Source organism: Bradyrhizobium sp. USDA 4502 (genome assembly GCF_054063355.1).
The window spans coordinates 5,857,962-5,877,612 of sequence record NZ_JBSSGF010000001.1 but is presented as its reverse complement, the minus strand read 5'-3'; the positions used below and the strand labels follow the sequence as shown (position 1 = coordinate 5,877,612).

Sequence of the window (19,651 nt, the reverse complement as noted above, 5' to 3'; positions counted from 1 at the left end):
CGCGCCTCACTTCGTGGTGTAGCCGCCGTTGACGAGGATGGTCTGGCCGGTCATCCACCAGCCGTCCGACACCAGCAGGCGGATCCACGGCACGATATCCTTGATGTCGGTGAGCCCGGTCTTCGAGAACCCCGACAGCGCCGCCGCCGATTTGTGATAGGCGACCGCGTCCGCGCCTTCGGCCGGATAGAAGAACGGCGTGTCCATCGGGCCGGGGCCGATCGCGGTGACCGAGATGCCGCGCGCGCCGAATTCCTTCGAGGCCGCGCGGGTGAAATGCTCGACCGGGGCCTTGGTGCCGGCATAGGCCGCATAGAACGGTGTGTAGGCGCCGAGCAGCGACGTCACCAGCGTGCAGATCTTGCCGTTGTCGTTGACGTGGCGGCCGGCCTCCTTGAGGAAGAAGAACGCGGACTTGGCGTTGATCGCGCTCATCGCGTCATATTCGGCCTCCGAGATCTCGACCATCGGTTTCTTCAACACCTTGCCGACGGTGTTGATCGCGATGTCGGGACGGCCGATCGCGGCGACCGCGTCGGTGAACAGTTTTTCCATCGCGCCTACTGTTGTGAGATTGGCCTGGAAGGCGACCGCCTTGCTACCTGCGGCCTGCAGCGCCGCCACCGTCGCGTCGGCATCGGCCTTGGTGGCCGCGCTGTTGTAGTGGATCGCGATCGCCCTGGCGCCGTGGGCGGCGAGATCGCGCGCGATCAGGCCGCCGAGATTCTTGGCGCCGCCGGCGATGATGACGGTTTTGCCCTTGATGCTGTGGTCGGTCATGGCGTTCGCCTCTCCAGGTCTCGCGGCCGCGCCCTGCGGCCGCTTTCTGGAGACGACAATATCGTCTGGAATTTGCCGATAAAGCCATGCATCCTGATATCACTTGTCGGGAATGGCGAACAATCGGGGACGATTTTGGACCGCATCGACCTGTTCCGCATCTTCGCTCGCGTCGTCGAGTGCGCGAGTTTTACGCGGGCGGCCGATACGCTGGGCGTGCCGCGCTCGTCGGTCTCGTCAGCGGTCGCAGAACTGGAGCAGCGCGTCGGCACGCGGCTGCTGCATCGCACGACGCGAAAGGTGTCGCCCACGCATGACGGCGCGGCGTTTTACGAACGAGCCTTGCGCGTCGTTGCCGATGTCGACGAGGCCGAGACCCTGTTTCGGCACGCCGCCGCCGAACCGTCCGGCAGGCTCAGGGTCGACGTGCCCGGGCGGATCGGCCGCCTGATCATCGCGCCGGCGTTGCCGGCTTTCCTTGATCGTTATCCGCAGATCAACATCGATCTCGGCGTCACCGATCGCGCTATCAACCTGATCGAGGATTCCGCCGATTGCGTCGTGCGCGTCGGCCCGCTCAGCGATTCCGGTCTGATCGCGCGGCCGCTCGGCAATCTGACGCTGATCAATGTCGCAAGCCCCGGATATCTCGCGTGCCACGGCACGCCGCGAACGCCCGACGATCTCGGCGCGCATTGGGCGGTCAACTACGCCTCGCCTTCCACCGGCCGCATCGAGGAATGGGAGTGGTGCGAGCAGGGCGCAACGCGCAGCATCGCGATGCGCGGCCGCGTCACCGTCAACAGCGCCGAGGCCTATATCGCCTGCTGCCTCGCCGGCCTCGGCCTGATCCAGATTCCCGCCTACGACGTGAAGCGGCACCTCGATGCCGGAGAGCTCGTCGAGCTGATGCCGCGGCACCGCGCCGCGCCGATGCCGATGACCTTGCTCTATCCGCACCGTCAGCATCTGTCGCGGCGGCTGCAGGTGTTTGCCGACTGGTTGACGGATTTGCTGAAGCAGAAGCTGCTCGCGGTGGAGTAGGGGCGCAGGCTGGCGTTCCCGGTCGTCGGGACGTATAATCTCGGTGCTCGTGACGGTAATCTGATGACCACTTTGGTAAGCAAACTCGGCCCCGCAATCGCAGTGTTGGCGCTGTGCCTGAGCGGCCAGCAGCAGGCCAATGCCCAAGCCGGCCCGGTGCGCTACTGGACGCCGGGCTCGCTGTTCGGCTTCGGCGGCAGTCTCGCCGACGGCCAGAAGGCAGATACCTACGGAAACTTTCCGAGCTTTGACGCCGCCGGCGCGCGAGGCGGCGATTTCTCGTATCTGAACGGCCGGCCCGACGGCTGGTTCGCCGGCAGCGAAGGCGGTCGCGTCGGCTGGAACGCGCTCGGCCAATCGGCGGCGTTCGGCTCGCTGGAATATCAGGGCGCGCAGTTCGGCTACAATTTCAGGGGTGTCGGTAATACGCCCGTGACCTTCTTCGCCGGCTTCGACACCCTGAAATACAATCCGCCCGGTGCCGGCGGGCCGCTGGCGCCGTTCAGCGGCAATCCCGGTGTCAACGCCGGCTATTCGGCGCGCGCGGGACTCGAGTTCCGGCCGACTTCGAATCTCAGCCTGTCCTTCGGCGCGAGCTTCACCCAGCAAGGGGCGGAGCGGATGGACAGCGACATTCATTCGCAGCTGCTGCCCGGCCAGTCTCCGGTCCTGTTCGGCGGGCGCTGAAGCGCGATGAGATTAGGCTGAATCGTTATCGCGCTTTAGCTCTTTGTTTGAGCATGATCTTTTCGGAAAACCGCTTCGCACTTTTCCGAATCATGCTTTAGCGCGTCAGCGCAAGACGGCAGCGCCGCGGTCCTGATTCAACCAAAACTTCAGAACCCAAGAAGGCTCGAAGTCACGGGCACAGTCAGGATCGAAACATGGACATGCAGGGCAAGATCGCACTCGTCACCGCCGCGGCATCCGGCGCGGGCCGCGCCGGGGCACGCATCCTCGCGCGCGAGGGCGCGGCGGTCGCGGTGGTCGACCAGAACGAGGCTGGCGCGAAGGCGGTGGTCGACGAGATCAAAAAGGGCGGCGGGCGCGCGCTGGCGCTGACCGGCGATCTGCGCGACGACGGCTTTGCGCGCGACATCGTCACGGCGACCGTGAAGGAATTTGGAGCGCTCGACTGCGTGTGGAATCACCTCGGCATTCCCGGTCCGTCCGTGATCGACGATCTGGAAGGCTGGGATCTCAGCGTCGATCTCAACCTGCGCTCGCAGCTGATCACCACCAACGCGGCGCTCGGCCAGATGACCGCACGGCGGCAGGGCAGCATCCTGTTCACTGCATCGACCTCGGGCCTGGTCGGCTCGCCGTGGAGTCCGACCTATTCGGCGGCCAAGGCCGGCGTGATCGGGCTGGCGCGCGCGCTCGCCAAGCGCCACGCCAAGGACGGCGTCCGCGTCAACGCGATCTGCCCCGGTGCGATCGACACGCCGATGCTGCGGGTGTTCGTCAACCGGCCGGACCAGCCGGGCCACAACGAGGCCGATCCAGAGGAGCTGATCAAGGCCGCGGTCACCCGCAATCCGATGGGCCGCGCCGCGCGTCCCGAGGAGATCGCGGAGGTCGCGGTGTTCCTGCTGTCGGACAAGGCGTCGTTCGTCACCGGCATCGCGATGCCGGTCGACGGCGGGACGGTGGCGTAGCGTCTTCCAGGAATTGCCCTAAAGCATGATCCGGAAAAGTGCGAAGCGGTTTTCCGAAAAGATCATGCTCAAACAAAGAGCTAAAGCGCGATGACGATTCAACCTAATCTCATCGCGCTTTAGAACTTCGCCCTGATGCCGGCATAGGCCGCGAGCGGCATGCCGGGCACGAAGGTGCGCGGATCGGTCAGCTGCGCCATCAGGTTGGGCGCAGCTCCGGCGCTGGCGAAGCCGCCGGTCTCGTAGAACGCGCCGCCGAGATAATAATGCTGGTTGAAGACGTTGTTGATCAGGCCGAACACCTCGATATTCGGCGTGATCTTGTAGGAGGTGTGCAGGTTCACGACCGCGTAGGCCGGGACCTTCTGGCTCTGGTTGGTGTCGTCGCCGATCAGCCATTGGCTGCCGACCACGTTGATGTCGGCGCCGACCTTCCATGCGTCGGTGGCGAGGTACTCGACACCTGCCTTGAAGCGGTGCGCCGGAATGCCCGGGATTTGGTCGCCCGGCTTGACGTTGATGAACCGGACGTCATCGTTGTTCGGGTCGGTCAGGGCGTTCGGGTTGTCGGGAGCCGGCAACGTGTTTGCGCTTCGATAGGTCGCGTCGATGAAGGTGTAGTTGGCATAGGCGTTCCAGCGATTGACGCGGTAGTCGAGCTTGGCTTCGATGCCCTGCCGCAGGGTCTGCCCCGCATTCTGGAAATAGCCGAAATTACCTGTGCCGATGGGGCTCTGCACCCGGATGATATCGTCGTCGGACAGAGTGTGGAACGCGCCGAGGCCCCAGCTCAGCATGCCGGTCCTGGCATCGTTGCCCCAGGTGCCGCGGAAGCCGGCCTCGATAGTGTGCGACACCACCTGCTTGAGCGGCGGATCGGACACCAGGAAGGAATCGATGACGCAGGGGCGGGCCGGATCGGAGCAGCCGAGCTCGAGCGGCGTCGGCGCGCGGTTGGCCTCTGAATAGCCGGCATAAACGGTGAGGTTCGGCGTGATCTTGTAGGTGCCGCCGATCACCGGGTTGAGGCGCTGGAATCGGTTGCTGCTGTTGAGCTGGTCATTTGTCCCGGTCTGGTCCTGCAGATCGATCTGGGCATAGTTGAATCGTCCACCAGCAGTGACCGAGAACCTGTTCGTCACGTCGAAGGTATCGGTGAGATATACGCCGGTGTAGGTGTTGGTTGCGCGCAGGTCGACCGGGGCGAGACCGGCATCGGGCTGGTTGATGAAGATGCCGGTGCCGGTCACGAACAGGTTGTTCGGATCGATGGTTCCGAGCTCGCTGGTCGCCGTGAATTTCGTGTTGCCGTGGTCGACACTGACGCCCATCACAACGTGGTTGTCGTGTCCGAACAGCTTGTCCGAGTTGGTCAGCTGGGCTGTGCCGCCGAAGCTGTTGGTCGCGGCCCGGTTGCGGTCGACTTCGCCAAGGAAGGCGTTGCCCAGCGTGTTCGGAACCGAGGGACCTCCCGCCGGACCGAAAATCGGCAGGTCGTCGCCGATGCACAAACTGTCTCCCGCGTCGCAGGCATGCACGTCGGTGCCGTTGCCGTCGACATGGGTCTGCCGGAAGCCGCGGAAATAGGCATTGCCCTGGAAGGACCAGGTATCCGAGAAATTATGGTTCAGCGTGGCGTTGACGAAGGCGAGCTGAAGCAGCGTCGTCTGCGGCCAGGTGTAGACGCTCGACCAGCGCTGATTAAGCATCTGCACCGGCGTCGCTGCGACGTTGCCGAGCAGGTTGCTGGCGCCGGTGAAATTGACATGAAATTCGGTGTCGTCGCTGCGTGCGCCAACGTCCACATACATGCGGTTGATGTGCGACGAATTGGCGTAGTCGCGCCAGCCGCGATCATACGCGGATTCGAACGCAGCGTAGGCGGAGATGTTGTCCCTCTGGCCGCCGGCCTGCACGCTGCCCTGCACGCGCCCGTAAGAGCCGCCGAACAGTTCAGCCTCGGAGCCCTGATAGGTGAAGCCGTTCTTCATCTGGATGCTCAGCGCGCCGCCGATCGCGTTGAGGCCGAACACCGGATTGTTGGGAAACAATGCGACGCTGTCGATGGCCTTTTCCGGGATGAAATCCCAGTTGACCACGTCGCCCCAGGATTCGTTGATGCGCACGCCGTTCTGATAGACCGCGATGCCCTGCGGCGTGCCCTGGACCGGCGAGGCGGTAAAGCCGCGGTAGTCGAGATTGCGCTGGAACGGATTGCCGGTCTGGTCGCCGAGCGTGACGCCGGGCAGCTTGCGGTTCACAGCATCGAGGAAGTTAGTCGAGTAGTTGTGGCTGAAATCCTGCGTCGTCATCACCGCGGTGTTGGACGGGACCTTGTCGCGATCAATCAGGGTGGAGTCGCGGTCGGAGGGGCTGGGTGCAGCGGTGCCGACATCGGGTCCCGCTGCCGGAGCAACAGGTCCGGTTCGGGTTCGCGCGGTTCGCGTGGTCCGAACCACCGGCCGTGCCGCCGGCCTTGCGCTGCGGGTGCCGGCCAGCGGTGTGGGCGCAATCACGTTGACGGGCGGCAGTTCGGTGGGGGCCGGATCGGCCGTCTGAGCATGCAGGACAGTCGATGGCAGTGCAGAGCCAATAACGGCCAGCACGGCCGCAGCGCCGTGCGTATAGACCGAAGAAGACAAAGACCGTGTTGCCGCACGCAACAACGCACCAGCCATGACGCCCACCCCTAAGCCGCGGTTCGGCTTGATCCCCAACGAACCTTGGCTCGGAGACTGCGGGAGCGGCGTGGCTTTGGCAAACAACATCAGTCCCGGAAGGCCGGGATTCTTTTCCAACTGTAATCGGGAAAAATTCCCGATTTTGATGGACGGGCACGTGAGCCCAATAGGGGCCGGATGATTCCGGCCGACTTGGCGCAAATTGCTGCCCAAAAGGTGGGCATCGCCGCCTTTTGGGACCGCCGATCGTCTAGTCCTTGAACTCGCAGCCGAGGCGCAGCAGGGCCTCGTCGACCCAGCGGCGGTCGCTGGTGCCGGCGAGGATTTGCTGGATGGCCTTTTCCTCGGTCGCCTTCTTGGCCTCGGTCAGCTTGCAGATCGCCTCGGCGTCGTCATAGGGCACGCAGAGCACGCCGTCGTCGTCGGCCACGACGAGATCGCCGGGCTCGACGATCATGCCGTCGATCGAGACGGCGCAGTTGATCTCGCCCGGGCCGTCCTTGTAGGGTCCGCGATGGGCGACGCCGGCGGCGAACACCGGGAATGATCCGGCGCGGATCGCGCCGGCATCGCGGATCGAGCCGTCGATCACGAAGCCCGCGACGCCCTTCTTCTCGGCCAGCGTCGACATGATCTCGCCGATGATGGCGTTGACCAGCACGCCGCCGGCATCGACCACGATGACGTCGCCGGGCTGGGCCAGGTCGATCGCCTTGTGGACCATCAGATTGTCGCCGGGCCGGGTCTTGACCGTCAGCGCCGGGCCGCCGAGCCAGCCGCCCGCGTGCATCGGCCGCAGCCGGTTGGTGCCCGCGATCCGTGACATCGAATCGCTGATATTGGCGACCGGCAGGGTGCGGTAGCGCGCGACGAGATCGGGCGACACTTTCCGCTTCGCCTTGTGAATAGCAAATCCTATGGCCATCGGTTTTCTCCGGTGTGTTGGGCGTGATTGTACGTTTGCAATCGGGACGACGGAAATATCTTGCTTGTAGGACCATCACCGTCATTGCGAGCGAAGCGAAGCAATCCATGCTTCCGCAGATGCGGAGCGATGGATTGCTTCGTCGCCGACGCTCCTCGCAATGACGGGGCCGTAAACATCGATCGCTTCGCTCAATGCGCGCGGCGGTCGAGATGGGCGTTGAGGCGAGGATAGACGCGGCGGGCATTGCCTTCAAAGATCTTGGCCTTGTCCGCCGCGCTCAGCGGCAGCGCGTCGATATAGCGCCGGGTGTCGTCGAAGTGATGACCGGTTTCAGGATCGATGCCGCGCACGGCGCCGACCATTTCCGACGCGAACAGGATGTTCTCGACGGGAATCACCCTGGTCAACAGCTCGATGCCGGGCAAGTGATAGACGCAGGTGTCGAAGAACACGTTCTTCAAGAGATGCTCCGACAGCGGCGGCAGCTTCATGTCCTGCGCCAGGCCGCGGTAGCGGCCCCAGTGATAGGGCACCGCGCCGCCGCCATGCGGGATGATGAACCGCAGGGTCGGGAAGCGCTTGAACAGGTCCGAGGTCAGGAACTGCATGAAGGCGGTGGTGTCGCCGTTGAGGTAATGCGCGCCGGTGCCGTGGAAGCAGGGATTGCAGGACGAGGAGACATGGACCATCGCCGGCACGTCGAGCTCGACCATCTTCTCATACAGCGGATACCACCATTCGTCGGTCAGCGGCGGATCGCACCAATAGCCGCCGGCGGGATCGGGGTTGAGATTGCAGCCGACGAAGCCGAGCTGCGTCACGCAGCGCTCCAGCTCCTCGATGCAGTTCGCGGGCTTGACGACCGGGCTCTGCGGCAGCTGGCAGACGGGGACGAAGTTCTGCGGGAACAGCGTGCAGACCCGGTGCACGAGGTCGTTGCAGATCGTGGTCCATTCGCGGCTGGTCGCTTCCTTGCCGACGTGATGCGCCATGCCGGCCGCGCGCGGCGAGAAGATGGTGACGTCGGTGCCGCGCTCCCTTTGCAGGCGAAGCTGCGCGCCCTCGACGCTGGAGCGGATCTCGTCATCGGTGATGCCGAGATTGGTGGTGAGCGGCCGGCGCGACTTGTCGGCGAGGCCCGCGAGCTGCTTGTCGCGGAAGATCTGCAGCTTGGCCGGCTCGGTGGTGTAATGGCCGTGACAATCGATGATCATGGTTGCTTCCTTGGCAGGGGTGTCAGTGGGCGACGGATGACGGGATCGCGTCCGTCAATTCCGTCTCGCGCGGCTTGACGCGCATGGTGGCGGCGATGGCGGAGGCGACGAGCAGGAAGCCGGCGATCCCGACCAGCGCCCAGGAGAAGCTTCCGGTGGAGTCCTTGATCAGCCCGATGCACCACGGCCCGATCAGCCCGCCGAACTGCGCCAGCGTGTTGACCAGCGCGATCGAGGCGGCGCCGGCCGCGCCCGTCAGCAGCGAGGCATTGATGCTCCAGAACAGCGGGTTGCCGGCATTGAGGCTGAAGCCGACGATGCACAGGAACGCGAAGGCCAGCACCGGGCTCGCGACATAGGCGCTGCCGAGCATCGCGACCGCGGCCAGCAGATAGACCGCCGCGAGATGAAACTTGCGATCGCCGGTCTTGTCCGAGCTGCGACTGACCACGATGGTGCCGATGACGCCGAGCAGCGGCGGGATTGCCGAGAGGAAGCCGACCTGGATGTTGCTGAGATTGCCCATGCCCTTGATGATCTGCGGCAGCCACAGCAAGAGCCCGTAGATCCCGACCAGTGCGCAGCCGAACAGCGCCGCCAGCAGCCAGACCCGGATATCGAGCACGCATTCGATCAACCTGTGCTGCCCCTGTTGTTCAATCTCGGCCCGCTCGGCGGCGAGTTCGCCCTCCAGCCAGGCCGCCTGTTCCTTGGTGAGCCAGCTCGCCTTGGCCGGGCGGTCGGTGAGATAATAGAGCGTGAACAGGCCGAGCAGAATGGTCGGCACGCCCTCGGCAAGGAACATCCATTGCCAGCCGTGGAGACCGGCAGTGCCATCGAACCAGGTCATGATGCTGGTCGAGATCGGCCCGCCCAAAACCGCCGAGAACGAGCCGGCGATGATGTATCCCGCCACCGCGCGGGCGCGATAGCGCGCCGGGAACCAGTAGGTGAGGTAAAGCACCACGCCGGGCATGAAGCCGGCTTCCGCGACGCCGAGGCCGAACCGCATCACATAGAGGCTGAGCGGATCCCAGACGAAGGCGGTCAGCGCGGCGACGAGGCCCCAGGTGATCAGGATGCGCGCCAGCCAGATCCGGGCCCCGAGCCAGTGCAGCATCAGGTTGCTCGGCACCTCGAGCACCATGTAGCCGAGGAAGAAGATGCTGGCCGCGAAGCCGAAGATCGCGGGGCTGAGGCCGAGATCCTTGTTCATCGTCAGCCCGGCATAGCCGAGATTGATACGGTCGAGATAGTTGAAGAACATCATCACGAACAGGATCGGGATCAGCCGCCAATAAACGCGGTGGATGGTCTGCTGTTCGAGCTCGCTGACAGAAGATGCGGTCACTGAAATCCTCCCGTTCATTGCGATGGCGTTCATTGGGTCGCGACGCCATTTCGGATGTTGTTGGGCTGTCCGGTCTCTCGTTCGTGCGGCAGGCGTTCGGCCCCGTCCGGCGCGCCGCCCGCTGCCATTGTTCTGAGGTCGATGCCCTGCTGCTCGGGCAGCAGCAATGCCGCGCAGAAGGCGGCGGTGTAGCCGCAGATCGCGCAGATCGCCATTGCGTCGCCGAGATGCATTCGCGTCGAGAGAATGCCGACGGTCGCCGGCACGATCGAGCCGAGGCCGCGCCCTGCGCTCAGCGCAAAGCCGGCGCCGTTGGCGCGGATGCTGGTCGGAAACAGCTCGGCAAAGGTCGGCATCAGGCCGGAGGCGAGGCCGGCCTGCAGCGCGCCGAGGAAGAATCCGAGGATGATGGTGATGCCTTGGCCGATCGGCGCCTGGGTGTAGACGACGACGTTCAGTGCCTGGCAGACCAGGAACAGCATGAAACCCTTGCGGCGGCCGATGCGGTCGGCGATCAGGCCGAAGGCGATCGGTCCGACGAACGATCCGAAGATGTTGACTGCGAGATAGCCGGCGGTGTGCGTGACCGGCAGATGCAGCCCGGTTTGCAGATAGGTCGGCAGCCAGGTGATCATCACATAAGCCGCGCCGAGCGTGCCCGTGGTGAAGAAGGTCGCGACCAGCGTCTTGAACAGATGCTCGCCGGTGAAGATGGTCCAGAAGCTGTGCGTCGGCGAGGCGGCGCGCTGTGCCTTCTCCTCGACGAAGATCGTGGATTCCGGCACGAAGCGGCGGACGAAGAAGACCAGCAGCGCGGGGAGGATTCCGATCGCGAAGAACACGCGCCAGGCCATGTTCTGCGACAGCCAGCCGAAGATGACGGGAAACAGCGCCACCGACAGCGCATTGCCGACGGCGTATCCGCTCTGGATCGCGGCGGCGACGCGGCCGCGCATGCCGGCCGAAACCACTTCGGCGACCAGCACGGCACCGACCGCGGCCTCGCCGCCATAGCCCATGCCCTGGACGGCGCGTGCGACCAAGAGATACCAGAAGCCGTCGGCAAAGGCGGCGGCAAAGGTCGAGACCGCGACCAAGAGGATGGTGAATTGCAGCACGCGCACCCGGCCGAACCGGTCCGCGGCAATTCCGGCGACCCAGCCGCCCAGGGCGGTGCCGATCAACGAGCTGGAAGCCAGAATGCCGGCGTCAGGCCGCGACAGGCTCAGCGTTGCGATCAGCGCCGGCGTGACGAGCGCGTAGATCGTCGTGTCCATCGAATCGAGTGCAAGGCCGCCGAAGGCGGCGAAGAAGGTCTTGCGTTCGACGGCGGACAGCTTGGACAGCCACCCCAGATCCATGTTCGTTTCCTCTTGTTGCGGCCTCTTGCTGGGCCGTTTCTGCGAGATTTAAGGTGCGTCGAGTGCCGCCGGGTTCACCACATTCGCGCGATCGATGTCGCGTTGCGTGAGGACCGCGACAATGTTGCGCGCAGCCTCGACGCCGGTCCGCGTGATCGATGCGCCGGTTTGGGCTGCGATATGCGGCGTCACGATCAGGTTCGGTGCCTGCAGGATCGGCCTGTCCTTGGCCGGCGGCTCCTCCGCCAGCGTGTCGAGGCCGGCACCGGCGAGATGGCAGCTTCTCAGCGCCGCGCACAGCGCGTCCTCGTCGACCAGCGCGCCGCGCGCGGTGTTGATCAGGAGGGAGCCCGGCTTCATGGCGTTGAGCCGCCCGGCATCGATCATGCCGCGCGTCGCATCGGTCAGCGGTGCATGCAGGCTGACGATGTCGGAGACCGCGAGCAGCTCGGCGAGATCGGCGGCTTCGCGCGCCAGCGCCGGATCGACGCGGCCTCTGGTTCGGCCGAGCGCGACGACGCTCATGCCGAGCGCGGCCGCCGCGCGCGCGACGTGCCGGGCGATGCGGCCGAAGCCGACCAGGCCGATTGTGCGGCCGCGGATTTCGCGGCCGCGATAGGTGGCGCGGTTCCAGGCGCCGGAATGGGTTCGCGCGTTCAAGCTGACGACGTCGCGCCCGAGCGCGAGGATCAGCGCGATGGTGTGCTCGGCAACCGCAGGCGCATTCGCATCGCCCGCGACCATCACCAGCACGCGCCTGGCGGTTGCGGCATCGATATCGACGCTGTCGACGCCGGCGCCGTGCTTTGCGATCACGCGCAGGTGCGGATTGCCGGCGATGGTGGCGGCGGAGAACACCGGATTGCCGCGCATCAGGATCGCCTGCGTCGGCGCCCGCGCCATCTCGTGCGCGAGACGGTCGGGCGTGACGGCATCGCGCATCAGCACGACATCTGCACCGATCTCGCTGAGGACATTGACGGCAGCCGGCGCGAGGCTGTCGCCGGTGACGAGAACGCGAAACGGAACGGTCATCTTCTATCGTCCGCTGCGATATTGCATGGCTGACCCGCTGCGAGCGCCGCGCCGTCGTGCCTGAACCTGACGCATTTCGCGCGCTTCTCCCTTGGAGGACTGGTGATTTCGCGCGAAGATCGGGAAACGGCCCCGTGAGGTCAAATACCTTGTTGACCCCCGACTTATAGGGAATCGGAATAAGCGATGGATTACAGGCAGCTTCGTTACTTCATCGCGGTAGCCGAAGAGCTCAGCTTCAGCCGCGCCGCCAAACGCTTGCATGTCAGCCAGCCGCCGCTGAGCACGCAGATCAAGGCGATGGAGGAAGAACTCGGCACGCGCCTGTTGGCGCGCACGCGGCGCGCGGTGGAACTGACGCAGGCCGGGCAGTTGCTGCTGGAACATGCGCGGCGTGCGGTCAGCGAGCTTGATCTGGCGTCGGAGACGGTGCGCCGTGCGGCGCGCGGCGAGGCCGGGATGATCCGGGTCGGCTTCACCGGCTCGGTCCCGATGCTCGACATGTTCGCCGAGCTGTTCCGCAGCTTTCGCGCCAGCTATCCGCGGGTGAAGATCGAGCTCCGGCACATGTCGACGGCAACGCAGCTGCGCGCGCTTGCCGACGCCGAACTCGATGTCGCGATCATGCGCCCGCCGCTCGATTTCAGGCCGGCGGCCGATCTGCAGGTCCATCTGGTGTGGCGCGACCGGCTGATGGTGTTCCTGCCGCTGGATCATCCGCTGGCCGGCGCGAAGGGCGCGCTCGAGATGGCCAACCTTGCCGAGCATGAATTCGTCGGTATGGCCGAGAGCGGCTGCGGTGTCGGCGATCAGGCCGCGATGCTGTGCCGGCGGGCGGGCTTTGCCCCGCGTGTGGTGCAGGAGGCGCATGAATTGCGCACCGTGCTCAGCCTGGTCGCGGCCGGGATCGGGCTTTCGATCCTGCCGTCCTGCTACCAGCAGGCCGGCGTGATGAATGTGGTGGCGAAGCCGCTGGACACGCCGGATGCGGAGAGCCGCATGCTGGTGGCGATGCGCTCCAACGCTTCGCTGCTGCCGCGCCGGTTCGTCGAATGCGCGCTGCAGGCGGCGTCGCGCAGCGCACCGCCGCTCGTCCCCGAGGTCGCAGCAATGAGTCGTTGATCGTGCTTCACGCCCTATACTTTCGTCGACCGTAGTCTTCCGGCATCCCGTCTGGCCCTGCTCTTGCATCGTTCAATGTCAGGTGCTGGGGCGCGGATGTGTCGTGTTCTCGCCTGCGGCGGCAGCGTCGCAGACGAGCAGTCTGTGACGCGCGCCCGCAGCTGGATCGACACTTACGGAGACGACGACATGCACGCCATCACGCGTGCGGCACTGCTGCTCGGGACGATGTGGCTGACATCGCCGACCCTGGCGCGAGACGACGGCCGCTACGCCAATTCACCGCTGAAGCCTTGGTTCGAAAGCCTGCGCAGCGGCTATGGACAATGCTGCTCGGATGCCGACGGCTATGTGGTCGCCGATCCCGACTGGGAGTCGGATCACGGCCACTATCGCGTGCTCATCGACAATGAATGGGTTGTCGTGCCGAACGAGGCGGTGATCACCGAGCCGAACAAGGTCGGGCGCACCATGGTGTGGAAGCACTATATCGACGGCCACCCGCGCGTGCGCTGCTTCATGCCGGGCAGCATGACCTGAGCCGCATCGTACGGGCTGCAACTCAGGCCGGCGGGACGAACACCCGGTTCGGGAATGCCTGCTCGACGACGTCGAGAAACGCGCGAACCTTTGCGCCGACCAGCCGTCGCGAGCTCTGCAGTGCCCAGATCTCGACCGGAGGTCTGGCATCTGTTCCCCAATAGGCAAGCCGACCCGCGGCAATGTCGTCATCGACCAGCAGCTTCGGCAGCAGGGCCGCGCCCGCGCCTGCGAGCACCGCATCGCGCATCATCAGCATCGATGAGAGACGCAGCATTGGCCGCGGCCTGAGCATCATCTCTTCGCGTTCATTCCGGATGCGCCAGACCATATCGGGCGGCGTCGGCGACATCAGAACGGCATCGACGGTGACGCCATCGGGATCGCGCGCGGCGGTCATCGGTCGTTGCTGATCGGGATGCGCCACGACCAGCAGCTCGTCGCTGAGGAAGCGGCGGCCGACCAGACGTTCATCCGGTGACGGGTTGATACGGATGACGAGGTCATAGCCGTCTTCCACCGGATCGACCAGGCGATCCTCGGCGACGATCTCGAGCTGGACGTCGGGATAGGCGCGCGCAAAGCGCGCACCGATCCGGCCGAACGCGACATGGGCGAGCAAGACCGGCGCGCTGACCCGCAAGCGGCCGCGCGGTGTCGATGCGCCGAGCACCACGGCTTCGCCGGCCTCGGCGATGTCGGACAATGGACCGCTGGTGCGCTCGTGCAGCGCGCGGCCCTCATCGGTCAATCGCAGGCTCTGCGAACCCCGCTCGATCAAGCGGACGCCGAGACTCTGTTCCAGTTCGGCGACGCGGCGGGACAGCGTGGCCTTGGCCCGTCCGGAAGCGCGGCTGGCGCGGCCGAGCCCGCCATGAGCGGCCACCAGATTGAAATCGGCGAGTGCCTGAAGGTCCATCGAACTGTTCCATATTCGAAACGATGTGTTCAGATAATGCCATCTCCAAAGGAAAATTGGAACAGATAGCTTCTCCGCAACGGCAGACGGTCTGCCCCAAAAGAGGAGTATGCGACATGACCATTCTGGTGACAGGCAGCACGGGCACCATCGGCACCCAGGTTCTCAATCATCTCGCCGGTCAGGGCGTCGAGGTTCGGGCCCTGACGCGTTCGCCCGGCAAGGCGCAATTTCCGCAGCACGTGACGGCGGTTCGCGGCGATCTTGCCGACGTGGATTCGGTCCGCGCGGCGCTCATTGGCGTCAGCACGCTGTTCCTGCTGGTGCCGAATGCCGCCGACGAACTGACGCAGGCGATGCTGACGCTGACCGCCGCGCGCGAGGCCGGCGTCAAGGGCATCGTCTATCTCTCGGTGTTCAAGGGCGTGGCCTATGCGGACGTGCCGCATTTCGCCGGCAAGCACACGGTCGAGCGGATGATCGAGGCGCTCGATCTTCCCGCGACCATCCTGCGTCCGTCCTATTTCATCCAGAACGATCTTCGGCTGAAGGAGCCGCTGCTGAACTTCGGCGCCTACGGCATGCCGATCGGCGCGAAGGGCATCTCGATGGTCGACATCCGCGATATCGGCGAGGCGGCCGCGATCGAGTTGCTGCGCCGCGAGCGCGCGTCCGCACCGCTGGGCCGCGAGACCTACGCGCTGGTCGGCCCCGACGTCGTGACCGGCGAGGGCGCGGCTGCGATCTGGCGCGATGAGCTTGGCCGCGCGGTCAGCTATGGCGGGGACGATCTCGCGGCGATGGAGCAGCGTTTCAAGGCAGCGATGCCGGCATGGCTCGCGCTCGACATGCGCCTCATGTTCGGCCGGTACCAGAGCGACGGCGCGGTCGCGACGGCCGATGAGCTGGCACGCCTGACGAAGCTGCTCGGCCGCGCGCCGCGGGCCTATCGCGATTTCGCCCGCGACGCCGCCGCGCAGTGGCACAAGGGCTAGCTGCGAATGAAGGCTTTACAGCGAAGCAAGCGCTTCCTTCACCTCTCCCCTGCGTGCGCAGGGGTGTCCGGGGAAATTCAGGCATAGCGGAGCTCCATCTGGTCAGGTGAGATGGTTGATTTCCGACGGCTGGGGTTGATGGGCGGAGGTTTGTCGATGGCAGCGAGGGATCGACGCGTGAGCAGGAGCTGGCCGACGAGTTCGGCGAACCTGAGCGGGAGCATTTTGATGCAGTTGGTGTGAGCGGCGATGCGCAGCAGCAGGTAGGCAATCATCGCAGCGAGCACCTGAAGGCGGATCGCGTTGTCGTTGGCGCCGAGGAACTTGCGAATATCGAGATGCTGCTTGATCCAGCGGAACAGCAGCTCGATTTGCCATCGGCTCTTGTAGAGGGCGGCGATCTCGACGGCGCTACGGGCAAGGTCGTTGGTCAGGAGTGTGATCTTGCCGCCTTTCTCGCGTCTGATCTTGATGCGGCGGAGCGGGATTGGAAGGCGCGAATCGCCCTTGCTGGTGAGCTTCACCTCGTCATCGGCAAGGATTTCGAAGCCATCCCCGTTACGCTTGCGGATGGCGCGATGCCTGAGCGAGCGAAGACGGATGCTCGTCTTCGCCCGGGTAACGAAGAAAGCCTTGCTATCATTGATCTTCTGCCACCAGTCGAAACGGCAATAGCCCTTGTCAAACACATAGGTGGTGGCGGGCTGGATTGGGGTCTGTCGGCCGATCTCGATGTCATTGACGTTCGCGGCCGTCATCTCGACGCAGGTCGGGACATCGCTCCTTGGGTCGTAGACGACATGCAGCTTCATGCCGCGGATGCGGCCGTTCCACGTCGCCCAACTGCAGACCTTGCCGAGCGGGATCGGACTGGCGTCGATCAGACGCACCATCTCCATGCCTTCACTCCGCAGCTGGCGACGCGCCATCGCCGACAGCGCCGCAAAGGTTTGCGCGAAAATGCCGATCGGACGGCGGGCATTGGCATCGGACAACGTCGAGCGCGACAGCTTGCCGGTTCCCAAGTGATAGTGATGCTGCGAATTGGCGTTGAAGCCAGTCACCACCCCGCGCAGACTGCTGTTGCCGCTAAGCTGGGCATAGATCAGCGCCACCAGATGATCCCAGCTCCTGAACGACTTGTCGTAGGCATCCCCGTCCAGACGATCCACAACCGTCTGAAACTGCCGTCGATTGATCGGTTCAAGCAGCCTTCCAAAAATGCTACCGCGATATCGCATGCTCGGCCCTCTGTGTCTCGACAACCAGAAAAGACCGATTTGCCTCGGTCCTGCCGAGCATGCACCGCGACACAGTGAATCATTCCCCGGACACCCCTGCTGCGTGCGGGGAGAGGTCGCATCGCATCGAAGATGCGATGCGGGTGAGGCGGAGCCTCCGCGAATTTTTCTGGCTCCGTTGACGTGGTGACAGCCCCTCACCCCAACCCTCTCCCCGTAAGAACGGGGCGAGGGAGCGCAGTTCCGTTGCGGCCGCCAAGCGAACACGATGTCTAGTTGCTACGGCGCACGAGGAAGCGCGTGATCACGCCGCCAAGCGTGGCGTGGTCGAGCGGTTCGGTGAGCGAAGTCTTGGCGGCTTCGATCAGGGCATCCGGCGCGAGGCCGCGGCGCAGGTCGCAAAGCGCGCCGGCATAGTCGGCGGTGAATTCCGGATGCGGCTGCACCGACAGCGTCGTGCCGTTGGCGTAGAGCAGGGCGGCGTGCGGCGTGAACGCGGACGACAGGATGGTGCGTGCGGAGGCGGGCGCGTCGACCACCTGGTCCTGATGCGAGCAGGCGACGGCGATCGTCTCGCCGTCGATCAGTCCGTTGTCCGGCGCGATCCGATAGACATGGCGTCCGATGCCCCAGCCTTTCTCGGATTTGCGCACCGTGCCGCCGAGCGCCTGCGCGATCAGCTGATGGCCGAAGCAGACGCCGACAGTCGGAATGCGCTTGTCATGGGCCGTGCGCACGAAGGCTTCGAGCGGCGCGATCCACGCGACGTCGTCGTAGACGCCGGCGGCCGATCCCGTGATCAGGATCGCATCCAATGCGACCGGATCCGGCAGCGTCTCGCCATTGGCGAGGCTGACGACGTCGCAGCCAACAGATGGATCGGCGGTCGCCACCATCCGCTGAAACATCTGCGGATAGCTGCCGTGGCGCTCGCGGGCTTGCGGGTTGACGAGCCCGGTTTCGATGATGGTGATGCGGGGCATGGAACGCGCTGACGGATGAGCGGGGACGCCTCAGCCTTTACTCCGAAAGCGCCAATGGCGACAAGCTGCGCGTGGGCGGTTGCCGATCAATTCCGCGACGGTACCGCCGCGTCGATCGTGGCGGTGTGCTGCGCTGTCGGCGCCGGCGTCGTTGCGACGATCACGGGCTCGGTGCGGTAGCGCGGCAGCTGATCCTCGAGCGAGTAGCCGACGCAGAGCGCGAGGCTCGACCAGACCGCCATGCTGAAATACAGCGACATCCAGGCGATCTCCTCGCGCCATTCCGCGATGTCATGGGTCACGACCCAGCGCCGGCTGACGTCGCGCAGGCCTTCCAGCGGATGCAGCAGCGTGCCGCCGGCGGCGAGGTTGGCGCGCCAGCGATTCAGATACATCGGGACGTCGACGGTCATCAGGAAGGCGAGGAAGCCGGCGATGCCGACGATCGCGACGATGAAGGCCCAGCGCACCGGGCCATGAAACTCCGGCAGCAGCCGGCACAGAGCAATCCCGACCAGGAAGAACACCACCGCCCAGATCGAGTTCTCGATCGCGTTGCAGAGATAATGGGTGGTCAGCACCGCATACCAGGAGAAGCATTCCGCGATCACGATCAGCGGCACGATGATCCAGGCGATGTTCACGGTGGTCTCGGCGCCGGTCATGGTGCCGAGCTGATGCAGGATGATCGCCCATTGCGCGGCGAAGCAGACCTCGGCGACGGTGGCGACGGTGCGGCCGACCACGACGCTCGACAGCCAGGTGTCGAACAGGCAGATGCGCTGCACGTCGGCGCGCGGCAGGACCGAGCGGAAAGCACAGCCGAACACATAGGCCGCGCACAGCAGCATCATCAGGCCGATGCCCGAGGTGTTGCTGAAGCTGCCATTGGCCTGTTCATTGAACTGGCGGTAGAGCGCGAACCAGACCGCGATGTTGGCGGCGCTGACGAGGCTCAAGAAGCCCCACCACCGGACCACTGGATTTGACCAAGCCAGCGAAACCGGCCGTGCCCGCCACTCCATGCTCATTCACCGCTCCGCGTGTAACCGAATTGATATTGAACTGTAGCAATTCTGTCATAGAAGGCGGCGAATCACGAACTAAAAAAATTGCGTGTGGGAGCGAGCCGGGCAGATCCGATTGTGACAGTGCCCGATTGTGACAGTGTCCGATTGTGACAGTGCGCGATTGTGACAGTGCGTGGTGGTGCGTGACCGTCAGCCGCGCAGCGCGGTCTCGGGAATGGTGCGGCGGACCACTTCGCGCATCGCGAAGCTGGAATGGATGCGGGCGACGCCCGGCATCCGCGACAGATGCTGCTTGTGGATGCGCTCGAAGTCGGCGATGTCGCGGGCGATCACCTGCAGATGATAATCGTCGCTGCCCGACATCAGATGGCAGGACACGACGTCGGGACAGCGTGCGATCGCCGCCTCGAAGGCTGCGAGATAATCCTCGCTCTGCTTCTCCAGCGTGATGGTGACGACGACGGTCGTCACGAGTCCAAGCGTTGATGGTTCGAGGTCGACGCGATAGCCGCGGATCACGCCGATCTCCTCGAGATGGCGGATGCGTCGCGCGCAGGCGGTCGGCGACAACCCGACCTTCTCGGCAAGCTCGATCTGGCTGGCGCGGGCATCAGCGACCAGCTCGGCGAGGATTTTGAGGTCGATACGATCGAGACCGTCCACGCAGATTTCCTTCAAGGGCTGAGCTGGAAGCGAAGGATATGGGCGTATTCGGCTGTGAGCAAGCCGGAAATCGCTGAGAAACGCCATGTGACGGGGCATAGCCTT

18 protein-coding genes are annotated in these 19,651 nt (G+C 64.9%); 6 read left to right on the top strand and 12 right to left on the bottom strand.

The genetic code is table 11. The features are described from left to right. Window positions 1–6: 6 nt before the first annotated feature. A complete protein-coding gene (locus ACVW1B_RS27420; protein ID WP_456822498.1) occupies window positions 7–780 on the bottom strand; it encodes an SDR family oxidoreductase in 774 nt (257 codons plus the stop codon). Between the two features lie 135 nt (window positions 781–915). Between ACVW1B_RS27420 and ACVW1B_RS27415 the strand changes: the two genes are divergently transcribed. The 3 genes from ACVW1B_RS27415 to ACVW1B_RS27405 all read left to right on the top strand — a co-directional run bounded on the left by ACVW1B_RS27415 (window position 916) and on the right by ACVW1B_RS27405 (window position 3,482). Next, window positions 916–1,824, top strand: a complete 909-nt coding sequence (locus ACVW1B_RS27415; RefSeq protein WP_456822497.1) for a LysR family transcriptional regulator — start codon at window positions 916–918, stop codon at window positions 1,822–1,824. A gap of 63 nt (window positions 1,825–1,887) precedes the next feature. Continuing rightward, window positions 1,888–2,511, top strand: a complete 624-nt coding sequence (locus tag ACVW1B_RS27410) for a hypothetical protein (RefSeq protein ID WP_253607046.1) — start codon at window positions 1,888–1,890, stop codon at window positions 2,509–2,511. Window positions 2,512–2,708: 197 nt separating this feature from the next. Beyond that, on the top strand, window positions 2,709–3,482 hold the full coding sequence (locus ACVW1B_RS27405; protein ID WP_253607047.1) for an SDR family NAD(P)-dependent oxidoreductase: 774 nt from the start codon (window positions 2,709–2,711) through the stop codon (window positions 3,480–3,482). A 119-nt stretch (window positions 3,483–3,601) separates the two neighbouring features. On the opposite strand, the gene ACVW1B_RS27400 is transcribed toward ACVW1B_RS27405, so the two are convergent. The 6 genes from ACVW1B_RS27400 to ACVW1B_RS27375 form a co-directional block, all read right to left on the bottom strand. Further along, window positions 3,602–6,088, bottom strand: a complete 2,487-nt coding sequence (locus ACVW1B_RS27400; RefSeq protein ID WP_309145014.1) for a TonB-dependent receptor — start codon at window positions 6,086–6,088, stop codon at window positions 3,602–3,604. 325 nt (window positions 6,089–6,413) lie between these two features. Beyond that, window positions 6,414–7,088 carry an RraA family protein gene (locus ACVW1B_RS27395; protein WP_253607048.1) on the bottom strand — a complete coding sequence of 225 codons (675 nt, stop codon included), beginning with the start codon at window positions 7,086–7,088 and terminating at the stop codon, window positions 6,414–6,416. A 191-nt stretch (window positions 7,089–7,279) separates the two neighbouring features. Beyond that, window positions 7,280–8,305, bottom strand: coding sequence for an amidohydrolase family protein (locus ACVW1B_RS27390; RefSeq protein WP_456822496.1), 1,026 nt, complete (start codon window positions 8,303–8,305; stop codon window positions 7,280–7,282). Window positions 8,306–8,327: 22 nt separating this feature from the next. Further along, window positions 8,328–9,656, bottom strand: coding sequence for an MFS transporter (locus ACVW1B_RS27385; protein ID WP_253607050.1), 1,329 nt, complete (start codon window positions 9,654–9,656; stop codon window positions 8,328–8,330). Between the two features lie 29 nt (window positions 9,657–9,685). Further along, window positions 9,686–11,017, bottom strand: coding sequence for an MFS transporter (locus tag ACVW1B_RS27380; protein WP_253607051.1), 1,332 nt, complete (start codon window positions 11,015–11,017; stop codon window positions 9,686–9,688). Between the two features lie 48 nt (window positions 11,018–11,065). Next, window positions 11,066–12,052, bottom strand: coding sequence for an NAD(P)-dependent oxidoreductase (locus ACVW1B_RS27375; RefSeq protein WP_456822495.1), 987 nt, complete (start codon window positions 12,050–12,052; stop codon window positions 11,066–11,068). A 186-nt stretch (window positions 12,053–12,238) separates the two neighbouring features. Between ACVW1B_RS27375 and ACVW1B_RS27370 the strand changes: the two genes are divergently transcribed. Then, entirely contained in the window at window positions 12,239–13,174 is a 936-nt protein-coding gene (locus tag ACVW1B_RS27370; RefSeq protein ID WP_253607053.1) for a LysR substrate-binding domain-containing protein, read from the top strand. A gap of 189 nt (window positions 13,175–13,363) precedes the next feature. Further along, window positions 13,364–13,714 (top strand): hypothetical protein, encoded by a 351-nt coding sequence (locus tag ACVW1B_RS27365; RefSeq protein ID WP_225158832.1) that lies wholly within the window; start codon window positions 13,364–13,366, stop codon window positions 13,712–13,714. A 22-nt stretch (window positions 13,715–13,736) separates the two neighbouring features. Here ACVW1B_RS27365 and ACVW1B_RS27360 read toward each other — a convergent pair whose 3' ends face one another. Continuing rightward, window positions 13,737–14,633 (bottom strand): LysR family transcriptional regulator, encoded by an 897-nt coding sequence (locus ACVW1B_RS27360; RefSeq protein WP_253607054.1) that lies wholly within the window; start codon window positions 14,631–14,633, stop codon window positions 13,737–13,739. Between the two features lie 116 nt (window positions 14,634–14,749). On the opposite strand from ACVW1B_RS27360, the gene ACVW1B_RS27355 reads away from it, so the two are divergent. After that, on the top strand, window positions 14,750–15,628 hold the full coding sequence (locus ACVW1B_RS27355) for an NmrA family NAD(P)-binding protein (protein ID WP_456822494.1): 879 nt from the start codon (window positions 14,750–14,752) through the stop codon (window positions 15,626–15,628). 77 nt (window positions 15,629–15,705) lie between these two features. On the opposite strand, the gene ACVW1B_RS27350 is transcribed toward ACVW1B_RS27355, so the two are convergent. From ACVW1B_RS27350 to ACVW1B_RS27335, 4 genes are all read right to left on the bottom strand, one after another. Further along, entirely contained in the window at window positions 15,706–16,869 is a 1,164-nt protein-coding gene (locus ACVW1B_RS27350) for an IS4 family transposase (RefSeq protein WP_057015126.1), read from the bottom strand. A gap of 272 nt (window positions 16,870–17,141) precedes the next feature. Then, entirely contained in the window at window positions 17,142–17,852 is a 711-nt protein-coding gene (locus tag ACVW1B_RS27345; protein WP_253607056.1) for a type 1 glutamine amidotransferase, read from the bottom strand. A gap of 86 nt (window positions 17,853–17,938) precedes the next feature. Next, on the bottom strand, window positions 17,939–18,877 hold the full coding sequence (locus tag ACVW1B_RS27340; protein WP_253609890.1) for a hypothetical protein: 939 nt from the start codon (window positions 18,875–18,877) through the stop codon (window positions 17,939–17,941). A 195-nt stretch (window positions 18,878–19,072) separates the two neighbouring features. Further along, window positions 19,073–19,561: an Lrp/AsnC family transcriptional regulator gene (locus tag ACVW1B_RS27335; RefSeq protein ID WP_253607057.1), complete on the bottom strand. Its 489-nt coding sequence runs from the start codon at window positions 19,559–19,561 to the stop codon at window positions 19,073–19,075. Window positions 19,562–19,651: the final 90 nt, after the last annotated feature.